17 protein-coding genes are annotated in these 20,507 nt (G+C 73.9%); 7 read left to right on the forward strand and 10 right to left on the reverse strand.

Annotated elements, in window-relative coordinates; all coding sequences use genetic code 11:
- Positions 1-15: 15 nt before the first annotated feature.
- Positions 16-1,029 carry a heme A synthase gene (locus E7744_RS07905; protein WP_137773645.1) on the forward strand — a complete coding sequence of 338 codons (1,014 nt, stop codon included), beginning with the start codon at positions 16-18 and terminating at the stop codon, positions 1,027-1,029.
- A gap of 314 nt (positions 1,030-1,343) precedes the next feature.
- Here E7744_RS07905 and E7744_RS07910 read toward each other — a convergent pair whose 3' ends face one another.
- Entirely contained in the window at positions 1,344-2,333 is a 990-nt protein-coding gene (locus E7744_RS07910; protein ID WP_137773646.1) for a heme o synthase, read from the reverse strand.
- Positions 2,334-2,582: 249 nt separating this feature from the next.
- Here E7744_RS07910 and tkt point away from each other — a divergent pair, with 249 nt between their 5' ends.
- From tkt to pgl, 6 genes are all read left to right on the forward strand, one after another.
- Positions 2,583-4,772 (forward strand): transketolase, encoded by a 2,190-nt coding sequence (gene tkt / locus E7744_RS07915; RefSeq protein WP_137773647.1) that lies wholly within the window; start codon positions 2,583-2,585, stop codon positions 4,770-4,772.
- Between the two features lie 30 nt (positions 4,773-4,802).
- The gene (gene tal / locus E7744_RS07920; protein ID WP_137773648.1) at positions 4,803-5,924 is read left to right on the forward strand and encodes a transaldolase; all 1,122 of its coding nucleotides are present in this window, start codon (positions 4,803-4,805) and stop codon (positions 5,922-5,924) included.
- A gap of 94 nt (positions 5,925-6,018) precedes the next feature.
- Positions 6,019-7,641: a glucose-6-phosphate isomerase gene (locus tag E7744_RS07925; protein ID WP_137773649.1), complete on the forward strand. Its 1,623-nt coding sequence runs from the start codon at positions 6,019-6,021 to the stop codon at positions 7,639-7,641.
- Positions 7,634-9,214, forward strand: a complete 1,581-nt coding sequence (gene zwf / locus E7744_RS07930; RefSeq protein ID WP_137773650.1) for a glucose-6-phosphate dehydrogenase — start codon at positions 7,634-7,636, stop codon at positions 9,212-9,214. Before E7744_RS07925 ends, zwf begins: the two co-directional genes overlap by 8 nt.
- Positions 9,214-10,155: a glucose-6-phosphate dehydrogenase assembly protein OpcA gene (locus E7744_RS07935; RefSeq protein ID WP_137773651.1), complete on the forward strand. Its 942-nt coding sequence runs from the start codon at positions 9,214-9,216 to the stop codon at positions 10,153-10,155. Before zwf ends, E7744_RS07935 begins: the two co-directional genes overlap by 1 nt.
- A complete protein-coding gene (gene pgl, locus E7744_RS07940; protein WP_137773652.1) occupies positions 10,145-10,993 on the forward strand; it encodes a 6-phosphogluconolactonase in 849 nt (282 codons plus the stop codon). Before E7744_RS07935 ends, pgl begins: the two co-directional genes overlap by 11 nt.
- Before the next feature lie 77 nt (positions 10,994-11,070).
- Here the strand turns inward: pgl and secG are convergent, their stop codons facing one another.
- The 9 genes from secG to uvrC form a co-directional block, all read right to left on the reverse strand.
- Positions 11,071-11,322 carry a preprotein translocase subunit SecG gene (gene secG, locus E7744_RS07945; RefSeq protein WP_137773653.1) on the reverse strand — a complete coding sequence of 84 codons (252 nt, stop codon included), beginning with the start codon at positions 11,320-11,322 and terminating at the stop codon, positions 11,071-11,073.
- 68 nt (positions 11,323-11,390) lie between these two features.
- Complete coding sequence (gene tpiA / locus E7744_RS07950) at positions 11,391-12,206, reverse strand: triose-phosphate isomerase (protein ID WP_137773654.1); 816 nt, start codon at positions 12,204-12,206, stop codon at positions 11,391-11,393.
- Positions 12,203-13,468: a phosphoglycerate kinase gene (gene pgk / locus E7744_RS07955; protein WP_137773655.1), complete on the reverse strand. Its 1,266-nt coding sequence runs from the start codon at positions 13,466-13,468 to the stop codon at positions 12,203-12,205. The genes tpiA and pgk overlap by 4 nt, the downstream gene beginning before the upstream one ends.
- Before the next feature lie 47 nt (positions 13,469-13,515).
- Complete coding sequence (gene gap / locus E7744_RS07960) at positions 13,516-14,526, reverse strand: type I glyceraldehyde-3-phosphate dehydrogenase (RefSeq protein ID WP_137773656.1); 1,011 nt, start codon at positions 14,524-14,526, stop codon at positions 13,516-13,518.
- 108 nt (positions 14,527-14,634) lie between these two features.
- The gene (locus tag E7744_RS07965) at positions 14,635-15,258 is read right to left on the reverse strand and encodes a superoxide dismutase (RefSeq protein ID WP_137773657.1); all 624 of its coding nucleotides are present in this window, start codon (positions 15,256-15,258) and stop codon (positions 14,635-14,637) included.
- Between the two features lie 137 nt (positions 15,259-15,395).
- Positions 15,396-16,385: a DNA-binding protein WhiA gene (gene whiA / locus E7744_RS07970; protein ID WP_137773658.1), complete on the reverse strand. Its 990-nt coding sequence runs from the start codon at positions 16,383-16,385 to the stop codon at positions 15,396-15,398.
- Between the two features lie 90 nt (positions 16,386-16,475).
- Entirely contained in the window at positions 16,476-17,516 is a 1,041-nt protein-coding gene (yvcK, locus tag E7744_RS07975) for a uridine diphosphate-N-acetylglucosamine-binding protein YvcK (protein WP_137773659.1), read from the reverse strand.
- A complete protein-coding gene (rapZ, locus tag E7744_RS07980; RefSeq protein WP_137773660.1) occupies positions 17,513-18,406 on the reverse strand; it encodes an RNase adapter RapZ in 894 nt (297 codons plus the stop codon). The genes yvcK and rapZ overlap by 4 nt, the downstream gene beginning before the upstream one ends.
- Before the next feature lie 19 nt (positions 18,407-18,425).
- Positions 18,426-20,507: an excinuclease ABC subunit UvrC gene (uvrC, locus tag E7744_RS07985; RefSeq protein ID WP_137773661.1), complete on the reverse strand. Its 2,082-nt coding sequence runs from the start codon at positions 20,505-20,507 to the stop codon at positions 18,426-18,428.

The raw sequence follows: 20,507 nt of genomic DNA on the forward strand, positions 1-20,507 counted from the left end.
CCCGAGGAACCCATCGTGAGCACCCCCACCCAGTCGCCGTCCCCCCGCACCGCCGCCGGGGCCGGCACCCCCGCGTCCCGCCGCCGGGGCCTGCCGCGGGACATCACCCGCACCACGTACTGGCTCGCCGTCGTCTCGCTCGTGACGGAGATCGGCATCATCGTCACGGGCGGCGCCGTGCGGCTGACCAAGTCGGGCCTGGGCTGCCCCACGTGGCCGCGGTGCACCCCCGAGTCGCTGACGAACACCCCCGAGATGGGCATCCACGGGTACATCGAGTTCGGCAACCGCACCCTGACGTTCGTGGTCGGCCTCGCGGCGCTGGCCGTGCTGCTGTGGGTCTGGAACCTGCGCCGGACGCACCCGGGCATCTTCTGGATCTCCGTGGGCATGCTCGCCTGTATCCCGGCGCAGGCCGTGGTCGGCGGCATCACGGTCCTCACCGGGCTCAACCCCTGGGTGGTGGCCGTGCACTTCCTCGTCTCCTCGGTCATGGTCAGCTTCGCCACGCTGCTGGTGAACCGGGTGGCCGCGGAGTGGCGGCACCGCGAGGACCCCTCCCGGCCGGTCACCCTCGTGGACGGCGAGACCACGCGGCTGTCCCGGGCGATGGGCTGGGTCGTCTTCGGGGCCGGCTGGGCCGTCCTGTACCTGGGCACCGTGGTCACGGGCACGGGGCCGCACGGCGGGGACGCCGACGCGCCCCGGCACGCCTTCGACCCGCTCGTCGTCACCCGGATCCACGCCCTGCCCGTGTACCTCATGACGGCCGCCGCCGTGGTGCTGCTGGTGGCGGTGCTGCGCCAGCGCTCCTCGCGGCTGCAGCGCGTCTCCGCCTGGACGCTCCTGGCCGCGATCGTCTACCAGGCCGGCATCGGCTACACGCAGCACTTCACCGGCCTGCCGATCGGGCTCGTGCTGCTGCACATGCTCGGCACCGGCCTCGTCGTGTGGGCCATGACCACGGCGTGGGACCGCCAGGTGTCCCGCTACCGGGTGCGGCCCGCCGCGGTCGCCACCGCCGGCTGACGCAGGCGTCTCGCGGGAGGCCGCCGGCCGGGGCGAGGGCCGGCAGGGGGACGAGGTTCCACGCCGGGCCCTGCGCCGGCCGCGGCGGTTACTGCGACGACTCCGGCACGGGCACCGACAGCGAGGAGGCGGCCCGGCCCGGCGGCCCGGCCCAGGAGGGACCCGACGACGGCGCCCATCGCCGCGTCCGGCCACGCGCGCCGACCGCGCGGGTCACCGCCTGCCGGCCGCCGGCCGGGGCGCGTCGTGCCCGCCGGTTCGGGACCGGCAGGGCCGGGACCGTCCGGGATGCCGGGTCAGGCCGGGACGCCGGGTCAGGCCGGGATGCCGGGGACCGGCATGAGCGGCTCGCCCACGAAGGGGTCCACCGCCAGCGCCACGAAGACGAGCGTCAAGTACGTGATGGAGAGGTGGAAGACCTTCATGGCCTTCTTGTCGTCGTAGTCCGGGCGCTGCGCCCGCGCGTAGAGCACGTGGCACTCGTACACGAACCAGCCGCCGGCCACCACGGCGACCGCCGTGTAGACGATGCCGGCCCAGCCGAGCGGGACGAGCAGCAGCGAGCACGCCACGGTCGCCCAGGCGTAGAGGACCACCTGGCTGGACACCACGCGGGCCGAGGCCACGGCCCCGAGCATGGGCACCTCGGCCTGCTGGTAGTCCTTCTTGTACTTCAGGGACAGCGGCCAGTAGTGCGGCGGGGTCCACAGGAAGATGATGAGGAACAGTACGATCGCGGGCCACTCCACGGTCCCGCGCACGGCCGCCCAGGCGATGAGCACGGGGAAGCAGCCGGCGATCCCGCCCCACACGATGTTCTGCTCGGTGCGGCGCTTGAGCACGAGACTGTAGACCACCACGTAGAAGAAGATCGCGGCCACGCCGAGGCCGGCGGCCAGCAGGTTCGTCCCGAGCCCGAGGATGAGGATCGAGACCACGCCGATCGTCCAGGAGAAGACGAGGGCCTCCCGCGGGGTCAGCTCGCCCGTGACGAGCGGCCGGTTCTCGGTACGCTTCATGACCTTGTCGATGTCGCGGTCGATGTAGCAGTTGAAGGCCGCGGAGGACCCGGCGGCCAGGGCCCCGCCCACCATGGTGGCGACCATGGTCAGCAGGTCCGGGAAGCCCCGCTGGGCGAAGATCATGGTGGGCAGCGTGGTGACCAGCAGCAGCTCCATGACGCGCGGCTTGGTCAGGGCCACGTAGGCCGCGGCCTTCCGCCCGAAGCCCAGCTTCCGGGTCTCGGAACGGACGCCGGACGGCGTGGTGGTCCCGGCGGACTGGGCATCAAGGGTGCTGGGCATCTACTTCTCACGGTGCAGGAGGACGGGGACGGCGTTCGGCCACGGCCCGCGCTCCTCCGACAGCGTCGGACGGCGGGCCCGGGGAACACCCCTCCCAGTGTACCCGTCCGCGACCGGGGCGGTCGGCCCCGCGGCGACTGGCGCCCGTGGCCCTCCCCACGTCGCCGCCGGGCTCACCGGGCCGCATTCGGGATAAGCTGGCCCGAGGCCGGCACCGGCCGCAGGACCATCCCACCAGGAGCAGCTTTCGTGACCTCAGTCCCGGCATCCACCACCGGAACCGCCACGCAGGGGCAGTCCCCCCTGCGGCGACAGTCCCCCGCCCGCGAGTACACGTACTCCGACCTGGACCGCGCGGCCGTGGACACGCTGCGCGTCCTCGCCGCCGACGCCGTGGAGAAGGTCGGCAACGGCCACCCCGGCACGGCGATCTCGCTGGCCCCGGTCGCCTGGCAGCTGTACCAGAACGTCATGCACCTGGACCCGTCCGACCCCACGTGGGCCGGCCGCGACCGCTTCATCCTCTCCGCCGGCCACACCTCCCTGACCCAGTACCTGCAGCTGTTCGCCGCCGGCGCCGGGATCGAGCTGGAGGACCTGCAGTCCCTGCGCACGTGGGGCTCCAAGACCCCGGGGCACCCGGAGTACGGCCACACCGACGGCGTCGAGATCACCACCGGGCCGCTGGGCCAGGGGCTCGCCTCCGCCGTGGGCTTCGCCTACGCGCAGCGCCGCCTGCGCGGCCTGCTGGACCCGGAGGCGCCCGTGGGCACCAGCCCGTTCGACCACCACGTCTTCGTCATCGCCTCGGACGGCGACATGCAGGAGGGCGTCACCTCGGAGGCCTCCTCCCTCGCGGGGCACCAGGAGCTCGGCAGCCTCGTGGTGATCTACGACGACAACGAGATCTCCATCGAGGACGACACGGACGTCGCCTTCAGCGAGGACGTGGCCGCCCGCTACCGCGCCTACGGCTGGCACGTGCAGACCGTGGACTGGCTGTCCACGGGCGAGTACGCCGAGGACACCCGCGCCCTGTACGACGCGATCGCCGCGGCCAAGGCGGAGACGGGCGCCCCCTCCCTCATCTGCCTGCGGACCGTGATCGGCTGGCCTTCCCCGGGCAAGAAGGACACGGGGGCCATCCACGGCTCCAAGCTCGGCGACGACGAGCTGCGGGCGCTCAAGGAGGTCCTCGGCTTCGACCCGGAGCACTCCTTCGCCGTCGACGACGCCGTCCTGGCCCACGCGCGCGGGCTCGGGGACCGCTCGGCCGCCTACCGCGAGACGTGGGAGGCCGCCTACCGCGCCTGGCGCGAGGACAACCCGGACCGGGCGGCCCTGTACGACCGCCTCTCCGCCGGCCGCCTGCCGGAGGGCTTCGCCGAGGCCTTCCCGTCCTTCGAGGCGGACTTCGACGCGAGGTTCGGCGGCGGGGCCAAGGGCCTGGCCACCCGGGCCGCCTCGGGCACGGTGCTCTCCGCGCTCGCCCCGGTGATGCCGGAACTGTGGGGCGGCTCGGCCGACCTGGCCGGGTCCAACAACACCACGATGGACGGCGCGGACTCCTTCATCCCCGCCTCCCGGCAGACGAGCACGTGGAAGGGCGGGCCCTACGGCCGGACCCTGCACTTCGGGGTCCGCGAGCACGCCGCCGGCGCCATCGTCAACGGCATCTCGCTGGGCTCGCTGCTGCGCGCCTACTCGGGCACGTTCCTGATCTTCTCCGACTACCAGCGCCCCGCCATCCGCATCGGCGCGCTCATGGGCACCCCGGCGATCTACGTGTGGACGCACGACTCGATCGGCCTGGGCGAGGACGGCCCGACCCACCAGCCGGTCGAGCAGCTCGCGAGCCTGCGGGCCATCCCGGGTCTGGCCGTCGTCCGCCCGGCGGACGCCAACGAGGTCTCGTGGGCCTGGCGCACCATCCTCGAGCGCACCGACGGCCCGGCGGGCATCGTCCTGTCCCGCCAGAACCTGCCCGTGTTCCCCCGCGGGGAGCAGGGCTTCTCCGCCGCGGAGGGCACGGCCCGGGGCGCCTACGTGCTCCTCGAGGCCACGGACGCCGCCGGCGAGGCCGTGGAGCCGCGGGCCATCCTCATCGGCACCGGCTCGGAGGTCCAGCTGGCGGTCGAGGCCCGGCACGCCCTGCAGGCCGAGGGCATCCCCACGCGCGTGGTGTCCGCCCCCTGCCTCGAGTGGTTCGACGCCCAGGACGAGGCGTACCGCACCGAGGTGCTCCCGGACAACGGTGCCGTGCGCGTCTCCGTGGAGGCCGGCATCGCCCAGGGCTGGGCGAAGTACATCGGCGTGCGCGGCGCGCACGTCTCGCTCGAGCACTTCGGCGCCTCGGCCGACTACCAGACCCTGTACCGCGAGTTCGGGATCACGGCCGGGGCCGTGGCCGCCGCGGCGCGGGACCTGCTCGAGAACTGACCTGGACCACCGGACACGGGAGCGCACGAGATGACCGAACAGAACCCCAACACCCGGGCACTGGCCGAGGCCGGCGTCTCCATCTGGCTGGACGACCTGTCCCGGGACCGCATCGACTCGGGGAACCTCCGCGAGCTGATCGGGACCCGCAACGTCACGGGCGTGACCACGAACCCGTCCATCTTCGCGAACGCCCTCCGGGACGGCGGCCCCTACGCCGAGCAGCTGGCCGGGCTGGCAGCCCAGGGCGCGGACGTGGACCGGGCCGTCTTCGAGCTCACCACCCGTGACGTCCAGGCCGCCTGCGACGTGTTCGCCCCGGTCCACGAGGCGACCGGCGGCGTGGACGGGCGGGTCTCCATCGAGGTGGACCCCCGCTCCGCCCGCGACGCGGGCGCGACGGTGGCGGAGGCCCGCGAGCTGGCCGCGGCGGTGGACCGGCCCAACGTGCTCGTGAAGATCCCGGCCACCGTGGAGGGGCTCGAGGCCATCACGGCCACCCTCGCGGCGGGCATCAGCGTCAACGTGACCCTGATCTTCTCCCTGGCGCGCTACCGCGAGGTCCTCAACGCGTGGCTGCTCGGCCTCGAGCAGGCCCGCGCGGCCGGCCACGACCTGTCCAGCCTCCACTCGGTGGCCAGCTTCTTCGTGTCGCGCGTGGACACCGAGGTGGACCGCCGGCTGCGCGAGTCCGGCGCCGAGGGCGTGGAGGAGCTCACCGGCAGGGCGGGACTGGCGAACGCCCGGCTCGCCCACCGCATCTTCACCGAGACGCTGGACACGGAGCGCTGGCGGCTGCTCGAGTCCGCCGGGGCCCGTCCCCAGCGGCCGCTGTGGGCCTCCACGGGCACCAAGGACCCCGCACTGCCGGACACCCTCTACGTCACGGGCCTCGTGGCCCCGGGCACGGTCAACACCATGCCGGAGAAGACCCTGGAGGCCCTCGCCGAGCACGGCGAGGTTACCGGGGACACGGTCACGGGCACCGGCGAGGAGTCCGACCGCGTCCTGGACGCGATCGGGCACGCGGGCGTCGACTACGACGACGTCGTCCGGGTCCTCGAGGAGGAGGGCCTCGAGAAGTTCGTCACCAGCTGGAACGAGCTGCTCGCCACCGTCCGCGCCGCCCTGCAGCACGCCGCCACCCACTAGGGGCCCGGGCCCGGCCGGGTGGTCCCGCCCACCGGCCGGCCGTGACCCGGACCGCCCCACCGCACCCCGCAGGCAACGACCCCAGGAGACCCCCATGAGTTCGCTCGGACTGCAGGCCACCGGCGCCGCGCTCGAGGCCATCGACCGCCACGTGCCCGGACTGGTCGAGGACCGCGTCGCCAGCCGGCTGGCCGCGCAGGACGCGACCCTGTGGGGCCCGGAGGCCGAGCAGGAGGCCTCGAGGCGGCTGGGCTGGATGGACCCGTTCGCCGCCGCGCGGGAGCTGCTGCCCCGCCTCGGGGCGCTGCGGGCCGAGCTGGCCGCCGGCGGCATCACCCGCGTGGTGCTCGCCGGCATGGGCGGGTCCTCGCTCGCGCCCGAGGTCATCGCGGCCTCGGCCGGGGTGCCGCTGACCGTGCTGGACTCGACCGACCCGGAGATGGTGGGCAACGTCCTGGCCGCCGGCGTCAAGGACACCGTGCTCGTGGTCTCCTCCAAGTCGGGCTCCACCGTGGAGACCGACTCCCAGCGCCGCGTGTTCGAGCAGGCGTTCCGGGACGCCGGGGTGGACCCCGCGGCGCACGTGGTGGTCGTGACGGACCCGGGCTCCCCCCTCGAGCAGTCCGCCCGAGAGGCCGGCTACCGCGTGTTCACGGCCGACCCCACGGTCGGCGGGCGGTACTCCGCACTCACCGCGTTCGGCGTGGTCCCCACGGCGCTGGCCGGGGTGGACGTGGCCCGGCTGCTGGACGAGGCCGAGGAGACCCTCGAGGTCCTGGCCGCGGACGACGAGGACAACCCCGGACTGCAGCTGGGCGCCGCGATGGCCGGCACCGAGCCGCTGCGGGACAAGCTCGTGTTCTCCGACGAGGGCTCCGGGCTGGTCGGCCTCGCCGACTGGGCCGAGCAGCTCATCGCCGAGTCCACGGGCAAGCAGGGCACCGGCGTGCTCCCCGTGGTGGTGGACGCGGGCGACCCCGAGACGGCCTCCGCCGCGGACGACCTGCTGCAGGTGCGCCTCGTGCCGGATCCCGACGACGGCGTGGACCCCGGGGCGGACGACGGCCCGGCCCCGCACGCCGTGGCGGTCTTCGGCTCCCTCGGCGCTCAACTGCTGCTGTGGGAGGTCGCCACGGCGGTCGCCGGCCGCATCCTCGGCATCAACCCCTTCGACCAGCCCGACGTCGAGGCCGCCAAGGCGGCCGCCCGCGGGCTGCTCGACGCCACCCCGGAGCCCGCAGCGCCCGACGCGGTGCTGGACTGCGTGGAGGTCACCGGACCGGCCGCCGTCGTGGCCGCCGGGGACGCGCCCGGGGTGCTGGCCGCCGTCGCCGGCCTGGTCCCGGAGCACGGGTACCTGGCGGTCCAGGCCTACCTCGACCGCCTCGGCTACCCCGAGCTCGAGACCCTGCGCCCGGTGCTGGCCCGGCTGTCCGGCCGCCCCGTGACCTTCGGCTGGGGTCCGCGCTTCCTGCACTCCACGGGCCAGTACCACAAGGGCGGCCCGGAGGCGGCCGTGTTCCTGCAGGTCACGGCCGACTCGGACGTGGACCTGGCCATCCCCGGACGGCCGTACACCTTCGGCCAGCTCATCGCCGCCCAGGCGGCGGGCGACGCGGCCGTGCTCCGCGAGCACGGGCTGACGGTGGTGCGCCTGCACCTGACCGAGCGGGGCCAGGGCATCGCCCAGCTGCTCAACGGGTTCCGCGGTGCCTGACTCCCTGCGCCGCAATCCCCTCCGCGACCCCCGCGACCGCCGCCTGACCCGGATCGCCGGGCCCTCCGCGCTCGTGCTCTTCGGCGTCACCGGTGACCTGGCGCGCAAGAAGCTGCTGCCGGCCATCTACGACCTGGCCAACCGCGGCCTGCTGCCGCCCGGGTTCTCGCTCGTGGGCTTCGGCCGCCGCGACTGGGACGACGAGGAGTTCACGGCCTACGTGCGCGCCTCGGTGGAGGCCTCCTCCCGCACCGGCTGGAACGACAGCGTCTGGGACCAGCTGCGCGGCGGCTTCCGGTTCGTCTCGGGCGGCTTCGACGACCAGGCCGCCTACGAGCGGCTCGGCGAGACGCTCACCGCCCTGGAGGCCTCCCGGGGCACGGGCGGCAACACGGTGTTCTACCTGTCCATCCCGCCGGACTGGTTCGAGGAGGTCAGCCAGCAGTTGGCCGACCACGGACTGGCCGGGCGGCACCACGACTCGGGGACCCGGCCCTCCCCTGCCCGGTCCGGGTCCACCGGCCGGCCGTGGCGACGCGTGGTCATCGAGAAGCCCTTCGGGCATGACCTGGCCAGCGCCCGCGAGCTCAACGAGGTGATCGAGCAGGTGTTCGTGCCGGACGCCGTGTTCCGGATCGACCACTACCTGGGCAAGGAGACCGTCCAGAACATCCTGGCCCTGCGGTTCGCCAACCGCCTGTTCGAGCCGCTGTGGAACTCCAACCACGTGGACCACGTGCAGATCACCATGGCCGAGGACATCGGCATCGGCGGCCGCGCCGGGTACTACGACGGCGTGGGCGCGGCGCGCGACGTCATCCAGAACCACCTGTTGCAGCTGCTGGCCCTGACCGCGATGGAGGAGCCCATCTCCTTCGACGCGGACCACCTGCGCGCCGAGAAGGAGAAGGTGCTCGCCGCCGTCGAGGTGCCCTCGGACCTGGGCGCCGCCTCGGCCCGCGGGCAGTACACGGGCGGCTGGCAGGGCGGCGAGCGGGTCACCGGGTTCCTCGAGGAGGAGGGCTTCAACCCCGGCTCCACGACCGAGACGTACGCGGCCCTGCGGCTGGGCATCCGCACGCGCCGCTGGGACGGCGTGCCGTTCTACCTGCGGGCGGGCAAGCGCCTGGGCCGCCGGGTCACGGAGATCGCCGTCGTCTTCAAGCGCGCCCCCAACCTGCTGTTCCCCGGGCACGGGGAGGACGAGTTCGGCCAGAACACGATCGTGGTGCGCGTCCAGCCGGACGAGGGCGTCACGATCCGCTTCGCCTCGAAGGTGCCCGGCACCCAGGCGGAGGTGCGGGACGTGACCATGGACTTCGGCTACGGGCACGCCTTCACGGAGGACAGCCCCGAGGCCTACGAGCGGCTCATCCTGGACGTGCTGCTCGGGGAGCCGCCGCTGTTCCCCCGCCAGGAGGAGGTGGAGCTCTCCTGGGCCATCCTCGACCCGTTCGAGGAGTTCTGGGCCTCGCTGCCCGGCCAGCCCGAGCCCTACGACCCCGGCAGCTGGGGGCCGCGGTCGGCCGACGAGCTGATGGCGCGCGACGGCCGCGCGTGGAGGAGGCCCTGATGATCATCGACCTCAAGGACACCACCACCTCGAGGGTGGCCAAGGAGATGAACCGGTTGCGCGAGGCCGGCGGCGTCGTCGCCCTGGGCCGCGTGCTGACCCTGATCATCTCCACCTCCGGGGACTACGTGGAGCACTCGATCCGCGCCGCCAACCTCGCCAGCCGCGAGCACCCGTGCCGCATCATCGTCATCGCGGCCGGCGACCCGGACGCGCCGACGGCCCTCGACGCCCAGATCCGCGTGGGCGGCGACGCCGGCGCCTCGGACGTGGTGGTGCTGCACGGCTCCGGCTCGAACGCCGTGGAGTCCGAGTCCCTCATCGGGGCGCTGCTGCTGCCGGACGCGCCGATCGTGGTGTGGTGGCCGCACGACGCCCCGGCGGTCCCCGCCGACTCCTCCCTCGGCCGGATCGCCCACCGCCGGATCACGGACACCGCCACCGCGGACGTGCCCCGGCAGGCGCTCATGCGGCTGCGCCAGACCTACCGCGCCGGGGACACGGACCTGTCCTGGACCCGGCTCACCGGCTGGCGCATCCAGCTGGCCGCGATCCTCGACACCCTCGACCCCGCCGAGGTCCGCTCGGTCACGGTGGACGGCGCCGAGGACTCCCCGTCCACGCTGCTGCTCGCGGCCTGGCTCACCCGCTGCCTCGCCGTGCCCGTGACGATGGCGCACGCCGACGCCGGCCGGGGCATGCGCTCCGTGCGGCTGCGCCGGGACGCCGGGGACATCGTGCTCTCCCGCCCCGTGGGGGACATCGCCTCGCTCTACCAGCAGGGCCGCCCGATCCAGCACATCCCCCTGCCCCGGCGCAGCGACCAGGACTGCCTGGCCGAGGAGCTGCGGCGCCTGGACCCGGACGAGGTGTTCGGCGACGTGGTGACCAACGGCCTGCCCCTGACCGACCTGAAGGCGGTGCTGCCCAGTGACCGGTGACCACGGGCGCGAGCCCGGTGCCGGGAGGGCGACCACGGACCCCGGCGGGGACCGGGTCCTCGTCCACCCCGACCGCGGGGCGCTGTGCCGCGCGGCCGCCCGCGCGCTGCTGGGCGTCCTGGCCGCGGCGGTGGCCGAGCGGGGCACCGCCTCCGCCGTGCTGACCGGCGGGGGCACCGGCACCGGGATCCTCGCCGCGGTCGCGGAGCTGGTGGAGGCGCCCGACGCCGGCGTGGCCGTCCCGGACTGGGCCCGGGTCCACCTGTGGTGGGGCGACGAGCGCCACCTGCCGGCCGGGGACCCGGAGCGCAACGAGGTCCAGGCCCGCGCCGCCCTCGTGGGCGCGCTGGTGTCCCGGCACGGCCTGCGGGCGGGGAACGTGCACCCCGTCCCGGCGGCCGGCGGTGAGGGCCCCGACGAGGGCCCCCACCGGGCCGCGCTCGACTACGCCGCGGAGCTGCAGCGGGCCGCCGCCGCGGACCCGGGACCGGACCCGCGGCTGCCCGTGTTCGACGTGGTGATGCTCGGCGTGGGCCCGGACGCCCACGTGGCCAGCCTGTTCCCCGGGCTGCCCGGCCCGCTGGCCACGGGCGCGACGGTCATCGGGGTGGAGGACTCCCCCAAGCCCCCGCCGCGGCGCGTCTCGCTCACGGTCGAGGCGATCGACACCGCCCGCGAGCTCTGGTTCGTGGTGGCGGGGGCGGACAAGCGCGAGGCGGTCGCCGCGGTGCGCGGGGCCCGGAACGCGAAGACCACCGACGCGGGCCGCTGGCCCGCCTCGGTGGTCTCCGGCCGGTCCGCCACCACGTGGTGGCTGGACGACGCGGCGGCCGGCTGAGCGCTGACGGCTGGATGCCGCCCCCCGCGCCCGCCGTCGGCGGTCCGGGGCGTGGGCGGCGGCCGCCGCGTGGCGGCTCAGAAGTCCTGCGAGAACCGCATGATGAGCCCGAGGGCCACCACGATCGAGCCCCAGATGACGCCCAGCGTCACCGTGAGCCGGTTGAGGTTCTTCTCCGCGACGCCCGAGGCGCCGAGCGAGGAGGTCACGCCGCCGCCGAACATGTCCGACATGCCCCCGCCGCGGCCCTTGTGCAGCAGGATCAGCAGGACCAGCAGGACGCTGATCAGCGCCAGGGCGATCTGCAGGATGAGGGTCAGGACGTCCACGTCACTCTTTCCATCGGCGGTGTGCCGCTCGGTCGGTCGACCGGTCGGCGGGTCGGTCGGCGGGTGTGTCAGTCGGTGAGCAGGTGGCTCTCGAACCTGACAATGCTAGCAAACTCGGCCTCGTCGAGGCTGGCGCCGCCGACGAGCACGCCGTCCACGTCCCGCTCGCGCAGGATCGAGGCGACGTTGGAGGACTTCACCGAGCCGCCGTACAGCAGGCGGACGGCGCGGGCCGTCGCCTCGTCGTACCGGGCGGCGACCTCGGCGCGCAGGGCGGCGCACATCTCCTGCGCCTCCCGGGGCCCGGCCACCTCCCCGGTGCCGATCGCCCACACGGGCTCGTAGGCGATGACGATCCCGGCGACGGCCTCCGCCGACAGTCCCGCCAGCCCAGCGCGCAGCTGGGCCACGGTGTGCTCCACGTGCCCGCCGGACTGCCGGACCTCGAGGCCCTCGCCGACGCAGAACACCGGCGTGAGCCCGTGGCGCAGGGCCGCGGCGAGCTTGCGGTTCAGCAGGGCGTCGTCCTCCCCGTGCACGGTGCGCCGCTCGGAGTGGCCCACGATCGCGTACCGGCACCCCAGCTTGGCCAGGAACCGGCCGGAGACGTCCCCCGTGTAGGCGCCCTCGTCCTCCGCGGAGAGGTCCTGCGCGCCGTAGGCGAGCGGCAGCCGGTCCCCGGCCACGAGGGTCTGGACGCTGCGCAGGTCCGTGAACGGCGGGAACACCGCCACCTCGACCCGCTCGAAGTCGTGGTCGGCGTCCGCCAGGGTCCACGAGAGCTTCTGCACGAGGGTCACGGCCTGGAGGTGGTCCAGGTTCATCTTCCAGTTCCCCGCGATGAGCGGGGTGCGGTCATAGACGCCGTTGGTCTGCGAGGTCACGCGCCGGCACCCGCCTGCGGGGCCGGGGCGGACGGGGACTGCTCGAGGGCGGCCACGCCCGGCAGCTCCTTGCCCTCGAGGTACTCCAGGGAGGCGCCGCCGCCGGTGGAGATGTGCCCGAACTGGGCGTCCTCGAAGCCGAGGCGGCGCACGGCGGCCGCGGAGTCGCCCCCGCCGACCACGGTGAGCCCGGAGGACTCGGTCAGGGCCTCGGCGACCGCGCGGGTGCCGTGCGAGAAGGCCTCGAACTCGAACACGCCCATCGGCCCGTTCCAGAACACGGTGCGCGCGCCGCGGATCTCCTCGGCGAACGCCCGGCTGGTCTCGGGGCCGATGTCCAGGCCCAGGGCCTGGGCCCCGTGCGCGCCACTGGTCAGCGCGTCCACGGGCAGCACCTCGTGCTCGGCGTCGGCGGCGAAGGCGGAGGCCATGACGATGTCCGTGGGCAGCACGATCCGGCACCCGCCGGCCTCGGCGCGCCGCAGGTACTCGGTGACGACCGGCAGCTGGTCCTCCTCGAGCAGGGAGGCCCCGACCTCGTGGCCCCGGGCCTTGAGGAAGGTGAACAGCATGCCGCCGCCGATCAGCAGGGTGTCGGCGCGCTGCATGAGGTTGTCGATCACGGCCAGCTTGTCCGAGACCTTCGAGCCGCCGAGCACCACCACGTAGGGACGCTCGGGCTCGCCGGTCAGCCGGGAGAGCACGTCCAGCTCGCGGGCCACGAGCGTGCCCTGGTAGGACGGCAGCAGGGCCGCGATGTCGTAGACCGAGGCGTGCCGGCGGTGCACGGCGCCGAACGCGTCGTCCACGTACGCCCCGTCCCCGCCGGTGAGGGCCGCCAGCTCGGCGGCCAGGGCGGCGCGCTCGGACTCGTCCTTGGAGGTCTCGCGCGCGTCGAACCGGACGTTCTCCAGCACCAGGATGCCGCCGTCGGCCAGCGCCGCGGCCTCCCGCCGCGCCGACTCCCCCGCCACGTCCCCGGCGAGGCGCACCTCGCGGCCGGCCAGCTCCGCCATCCGCTCCGCCGCCGGCCGCAGCGAGAACCGCGGGTCCGGCTCGCCCTTGGGCCGCCCGAGGTGGGCCATGACGACCACGCGCGCACCGGCGTCGGCCAGGGCCGTGATCACCGGCAGCGAGGCGCGGATGCGCCCGTCGTCGGTCACCGTGCCGTCGTCCAGGGGGACGTTCAGGTCGGAGCGGACCAGGACGTGGCGTCCGGCCACTCCGGCCTGCAGCAGGTCGTCGAGGGTCTTGGCGGTCATGCGTGGTGCCTTTCGGAAGTGCTTCGGTGGTGCGAGGGGGCCGGCCGTCAGGCCCGGGCCGCGACGAGCGCGACCAGGTCGATGAGCTGGCACGTGTAGCCCCACTCATTGTCATACCAGCCCACGACCTTCACGGTGCGCCCGATCGACTTCGTCAGGGGGGCGTCGAACGTGCAGGCCGCGTCGGAGGTGATGATGTCCGTGGAGGTGAGGGGGTCCTCGGAGTAGACGAGGCGGCCGCCGGCGAGCGGGCCGGAGGAGGCGGCGGCGCGGAACGCGGCGTTGACCTGCTCCACGGAGGCCTCGCGCTCGAGCTCCACGGTGAGGTCCGTCATCGACCCGGTGATCACCGGCACGCGGACGGCGAAGCCGTCGAGCTTGCCCTTCAGGCCGGGGATGACCTCGCCGATGGCCTTGGCGGCGCCGGTGGAGGTGGGCACGAGGTTCTGGGCGGCGGCGCGCGCGCGGCGGCGGTCCTTGGCGTGCGGGGCGTCGTGGAGGTTCTGGTCGCCCGTGTAGGCGTGGATGGTGGTCATGATGCCGTCCACGATCCCGAAGGCGTCGTCGAGGACCTTCACGAGCGGGGCGAGGCAGTTGGTGGTGCACGAGGCGGCGGAGACGATGTCCATCGTGGCCGGGTCGTACTTGCCGTCGTTGATGCCCATCACGAAGGTGCCGTCCACGCCCTTGCCCGGCGCGGAGAGCACGACCTTGCGCGCCCCCGCCTCCAGGTGCTTGCGGGCGCCCTCGGCCTTGGTGAAGTGCCCGGTGCACTCGATGACGATGTCCACGTCCAGCTCGCCCCACGGCAGCTTGGCCGGGTCCTTCTCGGAGAAGACGCGGATGATGCGCCCGTTGGCCACCAGGTTGCCGTCCTCCAGGCGCAGCTCGTGCGGATAGCGGCCCAGGATCGTGTCGTACTTGGTCAGGAAGTACAGGTCCTCGGGCGCGGTGAGGTCGTTGACGGCGACGAGCTCGAGGTCCAGCCCGCGGGCCTCGAGGACGCGCAGGGCGTTGCGGCCGATGCGGCCGAATCCGTTGATGGCGATCCTGGTCACGGTCGTGCCTTTCTGGTGGACGGGTCCTGCAGGGCGGTCCGGGGCCGGCGCGCCGACGGGCCGGCCGTGCCCCTGGGGGGCCGGCCGGCCCGTCCGCCGGTCACCGGATCAGGGGGTGACGAGCTTGGAGGCGCCGGTGCGGGCGGCCTCGAACCGGGCGGCGACGTCGGCCCAGTTGACGATGTTCCACACGGCCTTGACGTAGTCGGCCTTGACGTTCTGGTAGTCGAGGTAGAAGGCGTGCTCCCACATGTCCAGCTGGAACAGCGGGATGGTGGCGACCGGCACGCCGTTCTGCTGGTCGTAGAACTGCTCGATGACCAGGTTGCCGCCGATCGGCTCGTAGGCCAGCACGGCCCAGCCGGAGCCCTGGATGCCCAGCGCGGCGGCGGTGAAGTGGGCCTGGAACTTGTCGAACGAGCCGAAGAACTCGTCGATCGCGGCGGCGAGCTCGCCCTCCGGGCGGTCCCCGCCGTTCGGGGAGAGGTTCTTCCAGAAGATCGAGTGGTTGGTGTGGCCGCCGAGGTTGAAGGCCAGGTCCTTGGAGAACTGGTTGACGGCGGCGAAGTCGCCGGACTCGCGGGCGCCGGCCAGCTTCTCCAGGGCCGTGTTGGCGCCCTTCACGTAGGTGGCGTGGTGCTTGGAGTGGTGCAGCTCCATGATCTTCGCCGAGATGTGCGGCTCGAGCGCGGCGTAGTCGTAGTCCAGCTCCGGCAGCGTGAATTCAGCCATGGTTCCTCCTTGGTGGACGTGTGTCCGGGACCCGGCGACGGGTCCCGCGGGTCATGGCCCCGTCAGGGAGCCATCTCCCTCATCCTAGACATGCCGCGGACCGGCCTGGCCAGCGATTCCGCTGTCAGCCGGAATGTTCAGTCCCCACCGGCGGCGGGCGCCTCGCTGGGCAGGGCCGCATCGGTGCCGGGCAGTCCCTCCTCGGCGGCCCGCTTGTCCGCCATCGCCAGCAGGCGGCGGATCCGCCCGGCGATCGCGTCCTTGGTCATCGGCGGGTCGGCGAGCCGGCCGAGCTCGTCGAGCGAGGCCTGCTTGTGCTCCACGCGCAGCCGTCCGGCGTAGCGCAGGTGCTCCGGGACGTCGTCGCCGAGGATGTCCAGGGCGCGCTCCACGCGGGCCCCGGCGGCGACGGCGGCCTGGGCCGAGCGCCGCAGGTTCGCGTCGTCGAAGTTGGCCAGCCGGTTCGCGGTGGCGCGGACCTCCTTGCGGGTCCGGCGCTCCTCCCACACCAGCACCGTGTCGTGGGCGCCCATCCGGGTCAACAGCGCGGCGATCGCGTCCCCGTCGCGCAGCACCACGCGGTCCACGCCGCGCACCTCCCGGGCCTTGGCCGTGATCCCCAGCCGGCGGGCGGCGCCCACGAGGGCCAGCGCGGCCTCGGGCCCCGGGCACGTGACCTCGAGCGCGGAGGAGCGGCCCGGCTCGGTGAGCGAGCCGTGGGCGAGGAACGCCCCCCGCCAGACGGCCTCGGCATCCGCGACGGACCCGTTGACGATCATCGGCGGCAGCCCGCGCACGGGCCGACCGCGGACGTCCAGCAGGCCCGTCTGCCGCGCGAGGGACTCCCCGTCCCGGACCACCCGGATGACGTAGCGGTTCCCGCGGCGCAGGTTGCCGCCGGAGACCACGATGATCTCGCTGCCGTGGCCGTAGACCTCGGCGATCGCCGTGCGCAGCCGGCGGGCCGCGGCGGCCTGGTCCAGCTCGGCCTCGATGACGATGCGGCCGGAGATGATGTGCAGTCCCCCGGCGAAGCGGAGCATGGCCGAGACCTCGGCCTTCCGCTCCGAGGAACTCCTGACCTCGTGGTGGGTCAACTCCTCTTTCACCGCCGCCGTCAGGGCCATGGGTGATCGCCTCAGATCTCTCGCTCGGACTCGTGGACCCGGTCGCGGCCGGGTCGGGGGGGTGGGGTCGGGGGCACGCCGGTCGCCGGCTCAGGGGCGCTTGAAGGCCTCCTGGAACGCCAGGGCCAGTCGCAGGGGGTCGTGGACGCCGGTCCCGTGACCGGCCCCCACTGTACTAAACAGCACGGAGGCGCCCAGCCTCGCGGCGGCCTCCTCGAAGCCGACCCGGTCCTGGACCGCGGCCGGGTCGGCGATCACGACGTCGAGGCGCAGGTCGGGCGCGTGGTGGTGGACCACCTCGAGGTGGTCCGCGGCGCTCATCCCCGAGGTCTCGGCGGTGTCCGTGGTGAGGTTCATCACCAGGGCGCGCCGGGCGGCGGTCCGTTCCAGGGCCCGGCGCATCTCCGGCAGCAGCAGGTGCGGCAGCACCGAGGTGTACCAGGATCCGGGACCGAGCACGATCCAGTCGGAGAGCTCGATCGCCTCGAGGGACTCGGGGCACGCGGGGGCGTCCGCGGGCTCGAGCCGCACCTGGGAGACCCGGCAGTCCCGGCCGACCGCCGCGAGCGAGGACTGCCCCACGATGGTCCGCCGGACCAGTCCGCCCCCGGCTCCCTCCGCCAGGACGACACCGGAGATCGTCAGCGGGACGGTGGACATGGGCAGCACCTGCCCGCGCGCACCGAGCAGGGCCCCGGCCCACCGCAGCCCGCCCACGGCGTCCCCCAGCAGCTCCCACAGGGCCACGATGAGCAGGTTGCCCAGGGCGTGGTTGTCCAGCGTGCCGTCCACGCCCTCGCGGGAGCGGAACCGGTGCTGCATCACGTCGCGCCACGTGCGGCCCCAGTCGGTGTCGTCGCACAGCGCCGCCAGGGCCATCCGCAGGTCGCCCGGCGGCAGTACGTCCATCTCCTGGCGGATGCGGCCGGAGGAGCCGCCGTCGTCCGCGACGGTGACCACGGCGGTGATCTCCCCGGCGATCAGCCGCAGCGCCCGCAGGGTGGCGGAGAGCCCGTGCCCGCCGCCGAGGGCCGTGACGCGCAGGGCGGGGTCGTAGGTCCCGGCGGACGGGGACGCCGGGGCCTGGGTGCTCGGCGCCAGGGGCAGCTGGCCCGTGATGAACGCGCTCATTCCCGGCCCAGGTCCCGGTGCTGGACGGTGACCGTGACGCGCGGCTGCTGGCCGAGCCGGCGGGCCAGCTCCTCGGCGACCGCCACGGAGCGGTGCTTGCCGCCCGTGCAGCCGACCGCGAAGGTGGCGTAGTGCTTGTTCTCCCGGCGGTAGCCCTCCAGCACGGGCAGCAGGGCCTGGACGTAGCGGTCCACGAACTCCCCGGCACCCTCCTGGCCGAGCACGAAGCCCGAGACCTGGCCGTCCTGGCCGGTGTACGGACGCAGCTCGGGGATCCAGTGCGGGTTCGGCAGGAACCGGGCGTCCGCCACGAAGTTCGCGTCCTGGGGCAGGCCGTACTTGAACCCGAAGCTCATCACGTTCAGCCGCAGCACGATCGGCCCGGACTCCGTGAACAGCCCGGTGATGGTCGTGGCCAGCGAGTGCACGTTCATGCTGGTCGTGTCCAGCACCACCTCCGCCTGGTCCTTGAGGTCCTTGAGCAGCAGCCGCTCGGCGGCGATCCCGTCCACGATCCGCCCCGAGCCCTGGAGCGGGTGGGGCCGGCGGGCCGACTCGAAGCGCCGCACCAGCAGGTCGTCCGCGGCGTCCAGGAACAGGACGCGGTAGTCGACGCCCTGGGCGCGCAGCTGCTCGAGGGCCTCGCGGATGTCCTTGAACAGCTCCTTGGAGCGCACGTCCACCACGAGGGCCAGCCGCGGGATGGCCTCGGGCGAGCGGCCCACGAGGTCCGTGAGGGTGCCGAACAGCTGCGGGGGGATGTTCTCGACGACGTACCACCCGTGGTCCTCCAGGGCGTGCGCCGCGGTGGTCCGGCCGGCGCCGGACATGCCCGTGACGATGAGGACCTCGGAGGTGGCGGGCTTCACGGGGGTCAGGCCGTCGATCATGGCTCCAGACTACCCAGTCTCAGTCGAGGACCTCGCCGGTCGTCAGGTTCACGCCGCCCGTCCCCGGGCCGGCCGCCTCCGCGCCCCCGTCCCCGTCGGCGCCGTCACCGGCCGGGTGCAGCGCGGCGTGCACGGTGGCCGCGAGGGCCGGCCCGATGCCCGGCACGGCCACGAGGTCCTCGGCCGCGGCGGCGCGCAGGCGCTTGACCGAGCCGAAGTGCTTGAGCAGGGCCTTCTGCTTGGCCGGCCCGAGCCCCGGGATGCCGTCCAGCGCGGAGGCCGTCATGGACCTGCCCCGCTTCTGCCGGTGGAAGGTGATCGCGAAGCGGTGCGACTCGTCGCGGATGCGCTGGAGCAGGTACAGCCCCTGGGAGGCGCGCGGCAGCACCACGGGGAACTCCTCCCCCGGCAGCCACAGCTCCTCGAGCCGCTTGGCCAGGCCGACCACGGGCAGGTCGGTGATCCCGAGGTCGGCCAGGGCCTGGGCGGCGGAGGCCACCTGGGCCGGGCCGCCGTCGACGACCACGAGCGAGGGCGGGTAGGCGAACCGGCGCGAGCCCGGCTCGGGGGCCGCGCCGCCGTCGGACCCGCCGGCCGCGGGCTCCCCGCCGACCGCGTCCGTGCCGGCCGCACCCCCGGCGGCCGCGCCGCCGTCGGGACCGGCGGGCACCTCCCCCGTGACGAACGTGCCGCGGCGCTCCTGGTCCTCCAGGTAGTGCCGGAACCGGCGGGTCAGCACGTTGTGCATCGCCGCGGTGTCGTCCCGGGCGGCCTCGCCCGTGACGGCGAACTTGCGGTAGTCCGACTTCTTGGGCAGCCCGTCCTCGACGACGACCATGGACCCGACCACGTTGGTGCCGGAGACGTGCGAGATGTCGTAGCACTCGATGCGCAGCAGCGGCTCGTCCAGCTCGAGGGCCTCCTGCAGCTCGCGCAGCGCCGCGGAGCGGGTGGTCAGGTCCCCCGAGCGGCGGGTCTTGTGCAGTCGCAGGGCCATCTCGGCGTTCTCCCGCACCGTGTCCAGCAGCGCCCGCTTGTCCCCGCGCCGGGGCACCCGCAGGTCCACGCGGGCCCCGCGCAGCCCCGCGAGCAGCGTGGCCACCTGCTCGGCGTCCTCCGGCAGCTCGGGCACGAGGACCTCACGGGGGATCCGGCTGGTGTCCTCCAGGGCGCCGTAGACCTGCTCGAGCAGCTGCTCCACGAGCTTCGGGCCGGAGACGTCCTCGACCTTCTCCACCACCCAGCCGCGCTGGCCCCGGATGCGGCCCTCGCGCACGTGGAACACCTGCGCGGCGGCCTCGAGCTCGTCCTCGGCGAAGGCGAAGACGTCCGCCTCCGTGGACTCCGGGAGCACCACGGCGTTGCGCTCGAACACCCGCCGCAGGGCCGCGATGTCGTCCCGGTACCGCGCCGCGTCCTCGTAGCGCAGCTCCCCGACCGCCTCGCGCATCCGCTCCTCGAGCCGCCGGATGTAGCGGTCGGCGTCCCCGGCCATGAAGTCGCAGAAGTCCTGGGCGAGCTGGCGGTGGTCCTCGGGGCTGACCCGGCCCACGCACGGGGCGGCGCACTTGTCGATGTAGCCCATCAGGCACGGCCGCCCGGACAGCTCGGCGCGCCGGAACACGCCGGAGGAGCAGGTGCGCACGGGGAACACCCGCAGCATCAGGTCCACCGTCTCCCGGATCGCCTTGGCGGGGTGGAAGGGGCCGAAGTACTTCACGCCCTTGCGCTTGTCCCCGCGCATCACCTGCACGCGCGGGTACTTCTCGTTCATCGTCACGGCCAGGTACGGGTAGGACTTGTCGTCCCGGTACATGATGTTGAACCGCGGGGTGTACTGCTTGATCCACGTGTACTCGAGCTGCAGGGCCTCCAGCTCGGAGCCCACGACCGTCCACTCCACGGAGGCGGCCGTGAAGACCATGGTCCGCGTCTTGGGGTGCAGCCCCGCGGGGTCCTGGAAGTAGGAGGCGAGCCGGGACCGCAGGTTCTTGGCCTTGCCCACGTAGAGGACGCGGCCGTCCGGGTCGCGGAAGCGGTAGACGCCCGGGGACGTGGGGACCTCCCCGGGGCGGGGCCGGTAGCCGGCCGGATCAGCCAT

It is taken from the genome of Citricoccus sp. SGAir0253 (assembly GCF_005877055.1).
GTDB lineage: Bacteria > Actinomycetota > Actinomycetes > Actinomycetales > Micrococcaceae > Citricoccus.